8 protein-coding genes and 2 pseudogenes are annotated in these 17,284 nt (G+C 60.7%); 5 read left to right on the top strand and 5 right to left on the bottom strand.

The features are described 5' to 3' along the window. Positions 1-284 precede the first annotated feature (284 nt). The 4 genes and pseudogenes from IHE30_RS10565 to IHE30_RS10550 all read left to right on the top strand — a co-directional run. Positions 285-7,895, top strand: a pseudogene (locus tag IHE30_RS10565) (hemagglutinin repeat-containing protein); the annotation flags it as partial. 1,481 nt (positions 7,896-9,376) lie between these two features. Next, the gene (locus tag IHE30_RS10560; protein WP_337690426.1) at positions 9,377-9,754 is read left to right on the top strand and encodes a hypothetical protein; all 378 of its coding nucleotides are present in this window, start codon (positions 9,377-9,379) and stop codon (positions 9,752-9,754) included. 61 nt (positions 9,755-9,815) lie between these two features. Beyond that, positions 9,816-10,649 (top strand): hypothetical protein, encoded by an 834-nt coding sequence (locus tag IHE30_RS10555; protein WP_337690425.1) that lies wholly within the window; start codon positions 9,816-9,818, stop codon positions 10,647-10,649. A gap of 350 nt (positions 10,650-10,999) precedes the next feature. Continuing rightward, positions 11,000-11,272 (top strand): hypothetical protein, encoded by a 273-nt coding sequence (locus IHE30_RS10550; protein WP_337690423.1) that lies wholly within the window; start codon positions 11,000-11,002, stop codon positions 11,270-11,272. 298 nt (positions 11,273-11,570) lie between these two features. Here IHE30_RS10550 and IHE30_RS10545 read toward each other — a convergent pair. The 5 genes and pseudogenes from IHE30_RS10545 to lpxK all read right to left on the bottom strand — a co-directional run bounded on the left by IHE30_RS10545 (position 11,571) and on the right by lpxK (position 15,334). Then, positions 11,571-12,328 (bottom strand): annotated as a pseudogene (locus IHE30_RS10545) (SDR family NAD(P)-dependent oxidoreductase). Positions 12,329-12,445: 117 nt separating this feature from the next. Beyond that, complete coding sequence (gene adk, locus IHE30_RS10540) at positions 12,446-13,108, bottom strand: adenylate kinase (RefSeq protein ID WP_337690421.1); 663 nt, start codon at positions 13,106-13,108, stop codon at positions 12,446-12,448. Between the two features lie 205 nt (positions 13,109-13,313). Then, positions 13,314-14,129 (bottom strand): 3-deoxy-manno-octulosonate cytidylyltransferase, encoded by an 816-nt coding sequence (gene kdsB, locus IHE30_RS10535; RefSeq protein ID WP_337690420.1) that lies wholly within the window; start codon positions 14,127-14,129, stop codon positions 13,314-13,316. 4 nt (positions 14,130-14,133) lie between these two features. Continuing rightward, positions 14,134-14,328 (bottom strand): Trm112 family protein, encoded by a 195-nt coding sequence (locus IHE30_RS10530; protein ID WP_337690418.1) that lies wholly within the window; start codon positions 14,326-14,328, stop codon positions 14,134-14,136. After that, the gene (gene lpxK / locus IHE30_RS10525) at positions 14,309-15,334 is read right to left on the bottom strand and encodes a tetraacyldisaccharide 4'-kinase (RefSeq protein ID WP_337690551.1); all 1,026 of its coding nucleotides are present in this window, start codon (positions 15,332-15,334) and stop codon (positions 14,309-14,311) included. Before lpxK ends, IHE30_RS10530 begins: the two co-directional genes overlap by 20 nt. Before the next feature lie 454 nt (positions 15,335-15,788). On the opposite strand from lpxK, the gene xseA reads away from it, so the two are divergent. After that, on the top strand, positions 15,789-17,165 hold the full coding sequence (gene xseA, locus IHE30_RS10520) for an exodeoxyribonuclease VII large subunit (RefSeq protein WP_337690416.1): 1,377 nt from the start codon (positions 15,789-15,791) through the stop codon (positions 17,163-17,165). Positions 17,166-17,284: the final 119 nt, after the last annotated feature.

Raw genomic sequence — 17,284 nt, 5'->3', positions numbered from 1 at the left:
TGCAAGCGGACCAGCGTAGCGAAGGGGTACCAGTGCTGTCGAGGTTGGCAAAGCAGGTGCTCCTTGGCAAATAGGGGCTGGCGCGGCCAGCGGGGACCTGATATTGGCATGGCGGGGCGGCCCACTAGGGTGGGCCGGTCCGTCCTGCGCAGTATTTTTTCCGATCGAATGGGGGGCGGTGTCCGGGTGCGGCACGGGCGGTTGGCCAATGGCGAATCTTTATACTAAGTTAGTTAAATTGCCCGACGAGGCTAACCTATATGGCAACGCGCTGGATTCTAGTGGGTGTTGAGCCAGTGTGGCGTGTGGGCCGGGCCCGCTTCGTGGCGCTCGGGCTAAGCGCGTGGCCAGCGTGGGGCCTTGCGCAAATCGTACCGGCTCCTGGGGGAGAGACTCGAGTCATCCAAACGCAAAATGGTTTGCCGCAGGTCGATATCGCTCGGCCGTCGGGGGCAGGGGTGTCGATCAATCACTACCATCAGTTCGACGTCCAAGCGCCCGGCGTGATCCTGAACAATGCTTCGGCGGTTGTTAAAACGGATCAAGCAGGCTATATCAACGGCAATCCGCACTTCGGTCCGAATCAGTCGGCGCGCCTAATCGTCAACGAGGTTCATAGCCTAGAGGCAAGCCAGCTGCGTGGCCATGTGGAAGTGGCAGGTCCGCGCGCCGAGGTGGTGGTTGCTAATCCGTCGGGCATTGTCGTGAACGGCGGGGGCTTCATCAACACAAGCCGGGCGACGCTGACGACCGGACAACCTTACTATGGCGCGGACGGCTCGCTAGCCGGCTTCAATGTGTCGCGTGGGCTGGTGACCGTGCATGGCGCGGAGTTTAAAGCGTCAGACATTGATCAAGTCGACTTGATCGCGCGCGCAGTACAGGCGAACGCTAAAATTTACGCAAAAAACTTGAACGTGGTGACCGGCGCGAACCAAGTGCCTTACGACACGTTAGCGGCCACGCCAATTCATGGCGACGGGCCGGCGCCAAGCGTATCGATTGACGTTGGCCAACTTGGCGGTATGTACGCTGATAGGATCGTCATGGTCGGCACCGAATACGGTGTGGGGGTGCACAGCGCGGGTGAGATTAGCGCGCAGGCCGGTGATTTGACGCTGACGAGCGAAGGCCGCCTGGTGTTGACGGGCAAGACGCAGGCGAGCGGCAATATCGGGCTGTCGGCCGCTGGCGGGATCGATAATCGCGGCACGATCGATAGCCGACAGTACCTATCTGTAAATACGTGCGCCGACCTTGTCCACAGCGGAATGCTGACGGCTCAGAAGGATGTCACGGTGAACGCTGGCAGTGTCCATTCGACTGGTACGCTCGGCGCGGGCGTAAATGGCGACGGCTCAATGGGCCCATCCGGCGACCTGCAAGTGACGGCGACAGGGCTGTTGAGCGTGACTGGCAAGCACGGCGCAGGCAGCAGCGTGTCCCTAATGGGTAGCGACATGCCTCTGATGGGCAGCGATGTGTCCCTGGCGGGCAGCAACGTGTTCCTGACGGGCAGCAACGTGAATCTTGCGGGTAGCCTTACCATCGCAAATGGCGGCCTGACGTTGAACGCTAACGCGGGCGACCTAAATCTATCGGCCGCGACGACGAGCGCGCAAGGCGGGATCAAGGCGAGCGCATCGGGCGCATTAATTAACGACCACGGCAAGCTGTCGAGCGGCGCGGACGTGACGCTGATGGGCGGCAGCGTATCGAACCAAAGCGGCAAAATCTCGGCGCAAGGCCCGCTGTTAGTGAAGACAGGCGGACAAGTTGCCAATCAGAGCGGCGAGCTGCTGTCGCAAAGTACGGTCGAGGTGCACGGCGGGGCAATCTTGAACCAGCAAGGCATCATCGAGAGCGCCAGCCACATGACTGTAGACGGCGCATCGCTGGACAATTTTGGCGGTCGGGTGACGTCGCTCAACCGTGACAGCCTGTCCGTCACGACGAGTGGCCAGTTGACGAACACAGCAGGCACGGCGGCGAACGGCGCGCAAGGCGGTGTGATCAGTGGCAACGGCGACGTGACGGTGCAAGGAGGAATTGTCGCCAATCAGGGCACGATGTCGAGCAAGGCGAATCTGCGCGTGATCGGACAGCAGTTTGTTGGCAATGGCAACGGGCTGCTGAAGGCCGCTCAGAACGTCACGGTTGATGCGGGTTCGCGTCTTTATAATGCCGGCGGCACGATCGTAGGGCAGGCGGCCACATTGAACGGAACGACGCTGGACAATCGTTCCGGGACCGTACAGGCAGATCGGTTGTCGTTGAACGGGTCCGACTTGCTCAATCGCGGCGGCTCCATAACGCAGACTGGAACCGATCCGATCGCTGTCAACGTTAGCGGCACGCTCGACAACTCGAACGACGGCACGCTCAAGACCAACAGCACGGATCTGAAACTTGCCCTCGCGGTGTTGATTAATGACGGCGGTACGCTTTATCACGCAGGCAACGGCACGCTCACGCTCGGCAATGGCATCGGCTCAATTTCAAACGTCGGTGGTAAGATCGACAGCAACGGCCAGATCGTCGTCCAAACGCACACCCTCAACAATACGTCGGGTTTCCTGGTCGGCCAAACCGGACTCACCGCGACGCTTGGCGGTACGTTGACGAACGACAACGGCACATTGAAGACAAGCGCGGGGGCGGCGATCCTTCATAGCACCACGCTGTCGAATCACGGTGGTTCGATCGGTGCACCCCATTTAAGCCTGACGGTCGATTCAACGCTGGGTAACGACGAAGGGACGATCGAAGCCAACCAGCTTGCATTGAAGGCGGCGGACCTGACGAACCGCGGCGGCAAAATCACGCAATGGCAAGCGTCGCCGATGACCGTTGAGGTAAGCGGCAAGATCGACAACTCGAATGGCGGCACGCTCAAGACCAACAGCCGTGAACTGGCACTCACTCCCGCTGAACTGATCAACTCAGGGGGCACGATTACGCATGCCGGCACGGGGACGCTGACGGTGGCGCCGGGGCACAGAGCAGGCCGTCTGAACAACACATCGGGCCGGATCGAAAGCACGGGCCAGGTGCTGATTGAAGCCGGCGACCTAAGCAACGTACAAGGGGTCGTGTCGGCCCAGCGCGGCATCATCGCCACGATCAAGGGCGATATCAATAATACGCAAGGACTGATGCGCTCGGACATGTCCTTGTCGTTGGTAAATGAAGGCGCGCTCGTGAACCAGGTCGGCCATATTCAGGCGGGCCAATCGACGCCCGGCGATACGAGTACGCTTAAGATTCAATCCGCGTCGATCGACAATACTGACGGTTCGATCAACGATCTCGGCACGGGCAACATGACCGTGCAAGGTACCAACCAAATCGTCAACAGCCATGCGGGCGGTGTTGCCGACATGGGCAAGATTACGGGCAACGGCGACGTGAAGGTAAGTGCGGCGTCGATTGTCAACGCGCAAGGTGGCCAACTGAGTGGCGCGACGCTCCACGTTCAAGGGGCCACGCTGGACAATCGTGGTGGCAAAATCGGCAATCTCGCCAACTCTAACGGCGACGTGGACGTGACAATGACTGGCGCAGTGACGAACACGGATGGCTCGGTTAGCTCGACGCGCAACCTGACGGTAGCGGCGGCCACGCTGCAAGGCGGCGGCACATACGGCGCGGCCAACGATGCAACGTTGCATCTGCAAGGCGATTACACGGTGGCCTCCGACACGCAGTTCAATGTCGGTCACGGCCTGACCTTCACGTTGCCGGGCACGTTCACAAACCACGCGAACCTGCAATGGGTCCCCAATGTGAGCGTCAATGCAGACAATATCGTCAACTCTGGTTCGATCTCGGCGGGCAGTTTGCTCCGTACGCATTCTGGCCATCTGACCAATACCGGAACGCTAGTTGGCGGCAGTGCGACGATTTAGGCGCACGGTACGGTGTTCAATCTGGGGCCGACGGCGCTGATGGGCGCCTCGGACAGCCAAGGCCTGCTGGAAATTCTCGCGCGCGACATCGAGAACCGCGACGACACGACGGCCACTGACACGATGGCACAAACGGGAATCGTCGGCATGGGCAAGGTCGTGTTGGCCGGGGGCAAGGATGCCAATGGTCATTACACGAGAGCTGCGCTGATCAACAACCAGTCTGCGCGGATCGAGTCCGGTGGCCCAATGCAGTTGCATGCCGACAGGGTCCTGAACACGCGCCGCGTGATGAGAACCTCGGGCTTCACCGAAAACGTTGACCCGGCCTTGCTAGCGCGACACAACATCAGCATGCAAGGCTGCACTGCGATTTATATGGAGGCCTGCTACGGTCACAGTGTCCCTTGGGTCGACAAGCCCACGCCGGAGATGGCGAACATGATTGGCGGCGCATTCACCGAGCCGCCGCATGGCGGCCAGTGGAACAGCACATATCAGTACACGACCTACGAGGGCAAGGCGGTCGCGAACACCGTGACGGACATCAGCCCAGCCGGACAGATTATCTCGGGTGGATCCCTCGACGCGTCGGCAGTCGGCCTGCTGCAAAATTATTGGAGCAATGTGGCGGCAGCCGGCGATATCCAGCAACCCACCCACCTGGACATGGATGGCTGGGCCGCCACCGGCCAGCAGGCGCCGATGGTCAGAGTGAGGTACTCGGGGCAGTATCATTACAACAACTACGACAACAGTGAATACAACTGGCAGTTGCCGTTTGGCGATGCGCCGTTCGTCACTGGCCGTCCGGGAGGCTATACGCAAGCGGCACCTGCCGACATCAAGGATTACAGGCTGCCAAGTTACGACGCGACTTGGGGGGCCAACGGCACGATTTCCGGCACGGGCGTGAGCATCAGCAACCCGGCGGGCAGCCCATCAGTTCCGTCGCTCGGCCTGCTCCCCGGCCAGTCGGTGCCAGGGCTGACGATCGGCTCGCTCAACGGCAACGCGAGCGGGACGAAATCGCCGGGGTTGCCAGTACGGGGCAGCATATCGACGATCGTCGATCCAATCATCGCGAGTGCCACGGCGCTAAATGTGCTGAACAACCTAACGATTCCGCAAGGCGGGTTGTTCAGACCGAATCCCGCACCGAACCCAAGCTATGTGATCGAGACGAACCCCGCGTTCACGAACCACAAGCATTTCATGTCGAGCGATTACTTCTTCAAGCAGATCGGCGTCGATCTTACGCCTCTCGAGAAACGTCTCGGCGATGGGTTCTACGAGCAGCAACTGGTGCGCAATCAGGTTACAGCGCTTACGGGCAAGGCGGTGCTCGGTCCGCACACGGATGTGCAGTCGATGTACCAGTCTCTGATGGCTGCCGGTGCCGCGTTGTCCAAGTCGCTTGATTTGCCGATTGGCGTGAGCTTGTCAGCCGAACAGGTGTCGAAGCTGACGAGCAACGTGGTGATGATGGAGACGCGCGTGGTCGACGGTCAGTCGGTTCTGGTGCCGGTCGTGTATCTGGCGAAGACTAGCCAGCAGAACATGGATGGCCCGCTGATTACTGCGACAAATATCGATCTGCAGAATGTGCAGTCGTTCACGAACAGTGGCACCGTCAAGGCAGAGCATACGCTTGCCATTCAGGGCAAGCAAATCGCCAATGCGTTTGGCGCGCTGCAAAGCGGCGGTCTGATGTCACTCACGACCGAGGGCAAGATCGACCTGACGTCGGCCAACGTGAAGGCCGGCAGCCTGCAACTGGATGCGGGGAAAGATCTGGTTCTCGATACCGCGACGAAGACGACGCACCAGGTGAGCCGTGACGGCGCGACGCGCGTTACGACGAAGCTGGGACCGACCGCAAAACTGGAGGTGGCGGGCGATGCGAGCATGGTGACCGGTGGGGATGTCCAGCAGCATGCCGGCAATCTTGTGGTTGGCGGCGATCTCAGTACCGATATCGGTGGTCACTGGACGCTCGGCGCGCAGCAAATCGGCGAGCACAAAATCGTACAACGTGCGAATGGTGTATCGAACACGGACATCAACAGCGTGGTCGGCAGTTCGGTCAAGGTCGGTGGTATGTCCAATATCAACGTTGGCGGCGACCTCACGGCGAAGGGTGCGCAGATCGACCTCGGGCAAGGCGGCAACCTTGTCGCCAAGGGGGACGTGTCACTCGGCTCGGCGAGCGCGACAACGATCACGAATAGCAACAGCTCGGGCAGCGACAGTCATGGCAGCTATGCGGAGACGCGGCATACGCTGAATCAGACACTCACGGGCACGACACTCAAGGGCGGCAACACCGTCAATATCGTGTCGGGTCAGGACATCACGCTCAGCGGCAGTGCGATCAGCCTAGATAAGGGCCGTGCGAATCTGCTGGCAGCCGGAGACGTGAACGTGGGCGCGGTGACTGAAACGCACATATTGAATTCGCGCGAGACGCATAGCCACAGCAATGTCGTGAGCGGATCCCAGGCGGCGAGCGGTATTGACCAGACGGCGGCCTACAGTCAAGGCAGCACGGTTTCAGCCGACGGCGTGACGGTGGCAAGTGGTCAGGACGTCAGCATCATGGGCAGCCAGGTGGTCGGCACGCATGAGGTAAAGTTGCAGGCGGGCCGCGATGTCAACATTACGACTTCGCAGGACAGGGCACAGTCGTCGAGCTACTATGACAAGAAGGAATCGGGCCTGCTATCCGGAGACGGACTGGCCGTGACGATTGGCTCGCGCGCGCAGTCGGACCAGGTGCAGTCCTCGTCGGTCACGCATTACGGCAGCGTGGTCGGTTCGGTCAAGGGCAACGTGACGATCGATGCGGGCAACGAACTGCTTGTGAAAGGCAGCGATCTCATCGCCGCGAAGGACATGGTGGACACGGCCAAAACGGTGACGCTGCAGAGCGTGACCGATGAACAGCACCATAGCGGACAACAGGCGAGCCGGCAAAGCGGCGTGACGCTCGGGATTCAAACGCCGGGCATCGCAGCGGTAAATAATGTGGTGCAGCAGGCCAGCGCAGGTGCCCACAGTCAAGACGATCGGGTACGGGCGCTGCGCGGGTTAGCCGGAGCCAGCGGCCTGTACGGTGCGTACCAGTCGGTGCCGGACGAATTAGGCACGCTGGCTAAGGGTGAGCTGCCTGAAGCGAAGCTGACGGTGAGCGTCGGCTCGTCCGGCAGCCGCTCGGCGTTCAGCGAGGACCGCACGCAAGCGCGCGGCAATCGCGTGCAGGCAGGCGGGAGCGCGACACTCCAGGCGACGGGCGAGAAGGACCAAGGCCAGGGGAATGTGATCATTCGCGGCTCGCAGATTGATGCGCAAAACGTCCACCTTGCGGCCACCGATCGGGTCGATCTGCTCAACAGCACCGACACCGAGCGTGTGCGTCACGACAATGGCTCGACAAGCGGCAGCGTCGGCGTCTCGATCGGCACGAAGGGGCTGGGGGTGTCGGCGTCGGCTGCGCGTGCTAACGGCGACGGTAACACGGACGGGGCGATGCAGAACAACACCCATGTTCGCGCGAGCGACACCGTGACGATCAAGAGCGGTGGCGATACGAACGTCGTAGGCGCGAACGTGAAGGGCAATCGGGTGGTCGCCGACGTGCAGGGCGACCTGAATGTGGCGAGCGTCCAGGACACCAGCATGAGTGCGGCGCACCAGCATAGCGCGGGCGCCGGGCTTAACGTGAGCCAGGGTGGGGGCAGTGCCAGTTTCAACGTGCAGAACGGCAACGCGCGCGGCAACTACGCGAGCGTTGCCGAGCAGGCGGGGATCGAGGCTGGCGAAGACGGTTTTGACATCGCTGTGAAGGGCAACACCGATCTGAAGGGGGCGTTTATTGCGAGTGAGGCGGCGAAGGCGCAGAATCGCCTGCGGACTGGCACGCTGAGCTACTCGGCGATTGAGAACCACTCGAATTACCAGGCGGGCACCTTGGGCATCGGCGGTGGCGCGACGGCAGGCGACGGCGGCAATGTGTACCAGCCGACCGGATCAAGCTCGGGCAAGAATGCCGGGGGAGCGTCGCCGTTGTATCTGAGCGAGAGCGGCAGCAGTCGTGCCCGCACGCAGAGCGCGATCAGCGATGCTGAGATCAAGATCACGAACCCTGATCAACAAAAGCAGGCTATCGCGGGGCTGAACCGCGATGCGACGAATCTAAACGGTCGGGTGGACAAGACGCCGGACGTCCAGCAGAGCTTGCAGAATCAGAGTGAGCTGATGGGCGCGATGCGTGACGCCGGTGAGGCGCTCGCGCGGCGGATTGGGGACGTGGCGGATGCCAAGCGCGATGCCTTGCTCAAGGCGGCTAGCGAGAGCGACGATCCGCAACAGAAGCAGCAGTATTTGGCCGAAGCGGAGCAATGGGGTGAGAGCGGGCGCTACCGTGTTGGCCTGCAGAGCGCGGGCGGCTCGCTGGTGGGGGGCATTGGCGGAGGGCTGTTGGGGGCGGCGCACAGCGGCGCGGGGTCGTTGGTATCGGCGTTGCTGGCGAACAAGCTCGATGAGGTAAGCCGACAGATTGCGCAGCAAAAGCCGACCGGCAATGCGGAGTTGGACAAGATGCTGGGCAACATTGTGGCGAATGTGATGTCGACTGTGGCGGGGGGCGTGGTCGGCGGGGCACAAGGGGCGCAGGCGGCGTACAACGTCGATCGGTTTAATCGGCAGTTGCATGAAGACACGAAAGCGAAGGAGCAGACGCTGGCGAAGAAGCTAGCGGCGGAGAGCGGCGGCAAGTACACGGTGCAACAGATCGAGGACCAGATGGCGCAGATGAATTTGGTGACGTCGGATGGCGGGATGCTGTCGGGAAATGTGCGTGTGGCGTCGGGAGATAAGCCGCAGGCTGGTACAGCTTGGACTCTTTATGGGGTGAATAGGGCGGGCCAGACGGTATGGATGCAAAGCCTTGGATCGGGCGATGCGGATTTGCAGACGTATATTGTAAAGGGCGCACAAGGTAGCGGGTTCTCGTATCAACCGACAACGGATAAATTTACCCAATATTCTGTCGGTGTTTCGGGAACGGTGATGCTGCCGTTCGTTGGTGGCGGTGGAGGCTTGAATATGGGAATTTCCACAGATGGAACAATGGCGGGAACATCACCGTTCATTCAGGTTCAAGCTAACGGCATGGCAAGCGCGGGAGCGTACGCTGGGGTAGGCGGAAGTGTGGGCGTTAGTCATACAAATGGTCCTCTGACGTCTGGCGCTAGCACTGGGGGATACGCAGAATTGGATGCGGGCTTTGGACCGTCAGGCGGAGCAAATTTCTCAATTAACAATAACGGAACCATTGGCGGAATTGGTGGGGCAGCACCTATGAAGGTGTTTCCTGGTGTTGGCTATGGAGCTGGGATCGGCGCAGGTCTTTCGACGACATCCACAATTGTTTTCCCATCGTGGAATGATCTATTTGGGCATAAAAAATGAAATCGAGAAACGCAGATATCTTTAAATCAATTGCTATTTATATTTTAGAAACTGCATTTTTCTATACGCTTTCTTTTTTTTTGGTCTACCTTGTCGCTCCTCCAAAGGCCGTATTTCTTGCAGGCTTGTCATTATTTTTCTTGGTGTGCGCATGTCTTATCGGGCGACCGGTGGCGCCGCATTTGCTGCTCATGCTGCTTACTCGTCCAGCGATTTTTCTTATGTGCTTCGTTGTGATTGGCTTTGGAGCATTCGGAACGGGAGAGCCTGATTTGACGGTATTTGCTCCTGCTCTTTCATTATCTTTGCTCGGTGCTGCATTTGCAGATCGAGTAGAAAAATCGCATCACAAGAAAAATAAGGCAGACGAGTGATCGGTTCAATAGGCAGCTGCATCAAAACGAATATGATTTAGCGAAGCGGCATGCGAAGCTTGTGGCGCAGCAGCTAAAGATTAGTGAGCAGGAAGCGGAGGGACGAATCGTCGCGGAGATACTGCGCAATTCGGATCAGCAGACGGCGCAGGCGTCAGGCGGTAAACAGGATTACGAGATTCGCCGCATCGTGGGCTGCCAGAATCTGAATTGCTACGGTGATAAGAAGGATCCGCAATATGCGGATCAAGATTACAACCGCGAGTACATCGAGCCGAATCAGTCTTCGTACGATTTAGGTCAGCAGCAGCTTGGACAGGGTCAAACGTATAATGAACTGGTAAAGGCGAACATTCAGAAAAATCCGGTTGGCGCAACATTGGCGGGAGCAGGAATGATCGGCTTGGGTGTTGCAACGGTAGGTGGCATACCGTCTCTGATTGGCATGGCTGCTGGCGGCAGTATTGGCGCTGCGGTAAATAGTGGTGCGGAATACGTATTCAACAACGGACAAATTGACCCGGTCGATGCAGGGGCATCGGGTTTGGCTGGTGCGCTGACGTTTGGTACAGGCCTCTTACCCGGTATGTTAATGCAAAGAGGAGCTTTATTGGGCTCTGCTGTTAAAGGTGAAAATCCGAATATTGGCATGGCAGGCGCTGCTGCTGGTTCGCTGGTTGGTTATAAGGCGGGCGGCTCGCTTGAGCGTGCTTTGAATGTCAGAATGAACCCGTGGTATCGGCCGGAGTGGGTTGATGTGGGCTTTGGTATGTCGAAATATGTTTCGTCCAGCGTACTGCCATCGCTTTTAGGTACGGCATTAGGAAATGTGGTATCAGAATCGACAAGTGGTACTACTGTCATATTGTTTGATATTCTATCTTCTAAGGAATAAATCTACGAATGGGGTAAAATATTCAGACGTTGCTTGTGTATATGCTTATTTGCTTGTTGACGTTTATTATAGGTGCATTGTTTGTTGAGTTTGGTTTGATGCCTTTTATTGTGTGTCTCCAGGGTGGTAAATCATATTATTTGCCAAGTTTAAAAAGGATTTGTGAGTGGGGTAAATTGATAGTTTTTGCTACAATTTTGTGCGGATTTTGTGCGTGGTTGTGTGATAAAAATAATATTAATCGATAGTTTTTTCCAATAGGTAGTTGCATCAAGATGCGAATCCGCGTAAGGATGAAAGAAAGCGCATTAAAAAATATCGCACCGGCGTACGCGGCGGCACATGCTGGAATGACAATAAAGGAAGCTACCGATAGGCTCGCGGCCCAGTTGTTGCGTCAGGTCGATACGGTGGCGGTGAGCCAGGGCGGTTGGGACCAGGATGCATCGAACTATTATTTGAATGCTTATGCAGCGGCCCATCCCGGCGAGACGATTGGAAAAGACCAGTGGGGCAATGCAGTGCCGTTGTTTGGTGACAGCACGATCTTTAGCGCGACTCCGCAGACAACGAGCCCGCCACCTCAATTAGGATTGAGTGCGGTCGAGGATACTTTGTCGTGATGCCGCGTCGGCGCAAATTATTTCGACATCGACGGCAGTCGTAACCCTTGTCGGCATGCCGTTTGTTGTCTGCATGCTTGTGTGCTCGCCCTTCGAGGCCCGGCATAGGCGTAATAGCCTCTAACGTTGACTCAAAAGCCATCGCAATCGTGAATCAGTAGCTCAAAAGCCACCCACAACTTGTGGCTAATTTTTTTTCTTGTCATGGGCGACACAATATAGGCCACCGCGCGCCGTGTTTAGTTGCGTTAGCGGCTCTAAGTTATTTCGTCTGCACCGCTTATCCAGCTGTACCCGATTACTTCAGCTGCACCCAGATCATGCCGTCAAGCCGGATTACTTCACCGTTGAGCATTGGATTATTCAAGATCTGCTTGACCAGCATCGCATATTCGAAAGGCTTGCCGAGCCGGGAATGACGCCATCGCGCCGAGCGCGTGCTGACCCTTTTGGGGCATGCCTAGCAACATCGGCCGTCTCGAAGATGCCGAGGGCGATCGTCATGATACGGATTGCGCTGCGTGACAGCTCGCGAGCGACCGGCAGCGTCATCCCAACGACACCGCCCTTGAAGGCTGCCTAGGTGGCCTGGCCGATCTAGCCATCGAAAGCGGCGACCGATGCGGTGTTCACAATGATCCCGCGCTCGCCCCGCTCATTGGGCGGGTTGGCCGACATCGCGGCTGCCGCAAGCCGGATCGTGTGTTAAATGTGCCGATCAGATTCACGCCAATAGTTTTGGCAAACAAATTAAGCGAAGGCGGGCCATCCTTGCCAACGGTCTTGGTGCGCTGGCGCGATGCCAGCGCAATTGACCAGGCCGCGCAACGTTCCAAGCCGTGTGGCGGTTTCGATCACGTCGCGCGCATCGTCCTCGCGTGACACGTCGCACTTGACGAAGTGGCTATCGAGTTGGTCGGCCAGTGCTTGGCGCGCCGCTTTATTCAGGTCGGCGATGACCAGCTTGCCGCCGTGCTCGGCCAGCATCCCGGCTGCGCCCGCGCCTAAGCCCGAGGCGCCCCCCGCGATGACAAAAACGTGATCGCGGATCTGCATGCCGATTGTCTCCTAATGTCGATACGCGTGCAGCCTCGTGAGCCGCGCCGCATGGGCGGCGCTACGATCGTGGCAATCTTGGATCGTTGTGTCCTGGATCGTGTCGCTCTGTGCCGGCTACTGCAGCGCGTCGAACACGCGTTGGCGGATCTCGTCGACGGTGCCGAGCCCGGAGATTTTCCGGTACCGGGGGGCCTTCAGCCCATTCTCGTCACCGTGCTGCGCCCATTGCATATAGTAGTTGATCAACGGGCACGTTTGCGCGACGTAGACGTCCAGGCGCTTGCGGACCGTTTCTTCCTTGTCGTCGTCGCGCTGGACCAGGGGCTCGCCGGTCACGTCGTCCACCATATCAACCTTCGGCGGATTGAACTTGATGTGATACGTGCGTCCCGAGGCCGGGTGCGTGCGGCGTCCGCTCATGCGCTCAATGATCTCGTCAAACGGCACGTCGATCTCCAGCACGTAGTCAATCGCCACGCCAGCCTGCTTCATCGCGTCGGCCTGCGGGATCGTACGTGGAAAGCCGTCGAACAGGTAGCCGTTCTTGCAATCGGCCTGCTGAAGCCGTTCCTTGACGAGTCCGATGATCAGCGTATCCGGAACGAGTTCGCCCGCGTCCATGTAGCGCTTGGCCTCGACGCCGAGCGGCGTGCCGGCCTTCACGGCCGCACGCAGCATGTCGCCGGTCGAGATTTGCGGGATTGCAAACTTGTCCTTGATGAAGTTCGCCTGGGTGCCCTTGCCCGCGCCAGGGGCGCCTAACAGGATCAAACGCATGATGATTATCTCCGAGATTGCTTGTGAATTCTGTGAGCGGGCAGACCATCAGCGTCGCACGCCAATCAGACTGCAGCCTGACGCACGGTGCGTGTGCGCGGCGGACAATTCATCGCCAATGAGCGCCGTACATGCCGCCTGTCGCCCCTGTCGCTACCGGGCCGCGCGGCATAAGCGTCCGATTATGCCACGCGGCGCGTGATCCTCAGCCTCGTTGGGCGAGAATCGCGCGAACTCGCGCCAGGTCCGCCGGCGTGTCGACACCGGGCGGCGGCGCGTGTGGCGTAAGCAACACCGCGATCCGTTCTCCATGCCACATCGCCCGCAGTTGCTCGAGTGCCTCGGCGATTTCGATTGGTGCCTGCGAAAGGTCGGGGTAGCGGCGCAGGAAGCCAGCCCGGTATGCGTACAGGCCGATGTGACGATGTACCGCAGTGCTCGGCGCCGGCAGCCGCGCGATGTTGACCACGGGCGCCGTGCTGTCCTCTGGGCTCCACTGCGGCTGGTATGCGTCGCGTGACCACGGGATCGGCGCGCGGGAAAAGTACAGTGCGATACCGCGGGCATCGAGGACCACCTTCACGATGTTCGGATTGAAGACCTCCGCTGACTCAGTAATCGGATGGGCGGCGGTGGCAATCGCACAATCGGGATTGGCGGCCAGGTGCGCGGCGACGCCGGCGACCAACCGCGGCTCGATCAGTGGTTCATCGCCTTGCACATTGACCACCAGCGCGTCGTCGGGGAGTCGACATGCCTGCACCACTTCGGCCAGCCGGTCGGTACCGGTCGGATGGTCGGTGCGGGTCTGCAGTGCCTCGATGCCATGCGCTCGGCACGCATTGAGCACGACTTCGGCGTCGGTGGCGATCAACACGCGGCTCGCGCCTGACGCGCGGGCCTGCTCGGCCACGCGTACCACCATAGGCTTGCCGGCTAGGTCGGCGAGCGGCTTGTCCGGCAGGCGGGTGGACGCGAGGCGGGCCGGAACAACGACGATGAATGGAACTGCGGCGTGCATCAGATTAGTTGCCGGCCGGCTCGACCGGTGTGCCCTCGACCGTCTGGCGCGCTTCATCGGCCAACATCACTGGAATGCCGTCGCGGATCGGATACGCGAGTTTATCAGCATGGCAAATTAATTCCTGCGCGTTGCGATCATGGTGCAGAGGCCCCTTGCACAGCGGGCAGACAAGGATTTCAAGCAGGCGAGCGTCCACGAAGTTTCTCCACAACGAGCGCAATCAGGCGAGGGTCGAGCGTGGCGTCGACGGGCACCGCCCATAGACGCGTGTCACGCCAAGCCGAGCATTTTACCGCATCCTTTTCGGTGATCAGGATCGCATCGGCTGCATCGGTTACGAACGGGTTCTCATCGAAAGCGTAGTGGTCGGGCAGTGCGCGTGTCGCGGGCACGAGGCCGCTCGCGCGCAGTGTCGCGAAGAAACGCTCCGGCGCGCCGATGCCGGCAGCGGCCAGCACGCGCTCGCCGGCGAACTGCGCCAGCGGCCGGCGCAGGTGCGGATGATCCAGGTGCCATGCGTCGGCGGGCTGCAGCGTCAGCGCGAAAGTCGCTGGCCACGGTGGCAGGCTGCACCCGTAAGGGCTGTTGATCAGCGTTGCGTCGCGGGCGCGACTCAACGGCTCGCGCAACGGCCCGGCGGGCAGCAGGAACCCGTTGCCCCCTAGTCGGTGATCGAAGACCACCAGCTCGATGTCGCGTGCGAGCCGGTAGTGCTGCAGGCCGTCGTCGCTGACGATCACATCCACTTCCCGATGGGCTTGCACCAGCGCGCGGGCGGCCGCGACCCGGTCCGGGCAGACCCACACGGGTGCCCCGGTGCGGCGGGCGATCAGCAGCGGCTCATCGCCCGCTAGCGCAGGTGGCGACACGGGGCTGACCGCGGTGGGCTGCACGATGCGCGCGCCATAGCCGCGCGACACCACGCCGGGCGTGAAGCCTGCGTCGCGCAACGCCTCGATCAGCGCGATGACGGTGGGCGTCTTGCCCGTGCCGCCGACCGTCACGTTGCCCACTACCACGACCGGTACGCTGACGTGCCACGTCTTGCGCCAGCCGCGCGCATACGCGAGCCGGCGCAGCGCGCAGACGGCGGAAAATAACTGGGACAAGGGCCATAGCGTGTACGCGAGCGCGCCACGGCGCTGCCATTCACGCGAGAACAGATGCTCGAGACGGGCGATGAGGGCACGGGGCAGTGGCATAGGCATGGCGGTGGGTACGGATGGGGAAAGGCGCCGGACAATGGGACGGCGTCGGTCAACGGCACGGCAGGCCGCAACTCTAACGTGGCGCAGGCGCGCGCGGCAAGCCGGCTGATAGGCCGGGTGGGCCGATGTTCGCATGGGCGCGCCGATCACATTCGTTCACAATGGGTTCAATGTCGACATACGTTCAATGCCCTCAGCATACTATCCCCAGTTATTGTGGATAAATGTGTGGGAATCTCGGGGTTACCGCCGGTAAGCCCATGGAGGGGAAAGGTTTTTATTGACTTGCCTCCCACTGGAGCAGTACGCAAAGCTTTGCGCGGCAACGGTTTGACGATCCCGCGGGAGGACGGCCGACCGGTGCGGCGCAAAGACCGGTAGAATTGACCGTGTGGACAGCTGCGGCCCCGTCGGGGTCGTGCCGATCCTCCCGTCCCCAGTACGCCCGATGACAGCAGAATTTTCCTCCCCGGCCACCTTTGTCGGCGACGACGCGGTGATTCCCGTGTCCGCCTTGAATCGCGCGATCGGCACCTTGCTCGAGCGTGCGTTTGCGCTTGCCTGGATCGCCGGCGAAGTCTCGAACTTTACGCGGGCAGCCAGCGGCCATTGGTATTTCTCGATCAAGGACGATTGTGCGCAGATTCGTTGCGTGATGTTCCGTGGCCGTGCCCAATATGCACAGTTCACGCCGCGCGAGGGCGACCGGATCGAAGTGCGCGCCACGGTGACGATGTACGAGCCGCGTGGCGAGTTGCAACTGAACGTGGAGGCGGTCCGGCGCACCGGGCAAGGTCGGCTGTACGAAGCATTTTTGAAGCTGAAGGCGCAGCTCGAGGCCGAGGGCCTGTTCGCCGCTGAGCGCAAGCGCGCGCTGCCGCCGCACCCGCGGGCCATCGGTATCATCACGTCGCTGCAAGCCGCGGCGCTGCGCGACGTGCTGACCACGCTTGCACGGCGCGCCCCGCATGTACCGGTCATTGTCTACCCGGCGCCGGTGCAGGGCGCTGAGGCGGCCGCGCGCGTCGCGGCAATGATCGACACGGCCAATCGCCGTGCCGAAGTCGATGTGCTGATCGTGTGCCGCGGCGGTGGTTCGATCGAGGACTTGTGGGCGTTCAACGACGAATCGCTCGCGCGGGCAATCGCTTCCAGCGCGTTGCCGATCGTGTCCGGCGTCGGGCACGAAACCGATTTCACAATTGCCGACTTCGCGGCGGATGTTCGCGCGCCGACGCCGACGGCGGCAGCGGAACTGGTCAGTGCGCAGCGCACCGTGCTATTGCGCGAATTGGACCATCGCCACGCGGCGCTGGCGCGCGGCTTCGGCCGGATGATGGAGCGGCGCGCGCAGCAGTTGGACTGGCTGGCGCGCCGGCTCGTGAGCCCGTCCGAGCGAATCGCCCGGCAGCGTCAGCACCTGCGGCAACTGTCGCTGCGGTTGGGCTCGGCTGGCGCGCGTCCGGTGCGGGACGCGCGCGCGCGGCTAACGATGGTGCAGTTGCGCTGGCGGCGCGGCCGGCCCGACATCGAGCGAGCGGCTGAACGTGTGCAGCGGCTCGGGCAGCGCCTGCACGATGCCCTGCATAGGCAGCACGAGCGTCGACGCGCGCAGGTATCCGAGTTGGCTGCCCGCACCGAATTGCTCAGTCCGCGGCGCACGCTGGAGCGCGGCTATGCGGCGCTGATCGACCCGCACAGCGGCGCGGCGGTGCGCGCGCCGGACGCGCTCAATCCGGGCCGCCGCGTGACGGTGCATCTCGCGCACGGCAGCGCGGATCTCGGTATTGCGCACGTGCAGCCCCGCCTGGATGAGGAATTCTAGAGCGGCGCATGAGTGTCCGGCGCATAAGTGTTGCCTGCCGGCGATATCGGCGCTGGCTATCGCGCAGGATGGCGCACTGCCGAGCAGTTCTGACTCATTCACAGGAATAAGCAAAGTTA

It is taken from the genome of Mycetohabitans sp. B46 (assembly GCF_037389205.1).
Classification (GTDB): Bacteria; Pseudomonadota; Gammaproteobacteria; order Burkholderiales; family Burkholderiaceae; genus Mycetohabitans.
Note: the sequence above shows the minus strand (reverse complement) of the source record. Positions and strands in the feature narration are given on the sequence as shown.

What these genes read in the sequence shown, in the direction of transcription:
- lpxK (WP_337690551.1), bottom strand. Translation starts at nt 15,334, where the DNA reads ATGCCACTGCCCCGTGCCCTCATCGCCCGTCTCGAGCATCTGTTCTCG.
- kdsB (WP_337690420.1), bottom strand. Translation starts at nt 14,129, where the DNA reads ATGCACGCCGCAGTTCCATTCATCGTCGTTGTTCCGGCCCGCCTCGCG.
- adk (WP_337690421.1), bottom strand. Translation starts at nt 13,108, where the DNA reads ATGCGTTTGATCCTGTTAGGCGCCCCTGGCGCGGGCAAGGGCACCCAG.
- IHE30_RS10560 (WP_337690426.1), top strand. Translation starts at nt 9,377, where the DNA reads ATGAAATCGAGAAACGCAGATATCTTTAAATCAATTGCTATTTATATT.
- xseA (WP_337690416.1), top strand. Translation starts at nt 15,789, where the DNA reads ATGACAGCAGAATTTTCCTCCCCGGCCACCTTTGTCGGCGACGACGCG.
- IHE30_RS10550 (WP_337690423.1), top strand. Translation starts at nt 11,000, where the DNA reads ATGACAATAAAGGAAGCTACCGATAGGCTCGCGGCCCAGTTGTTGCGT.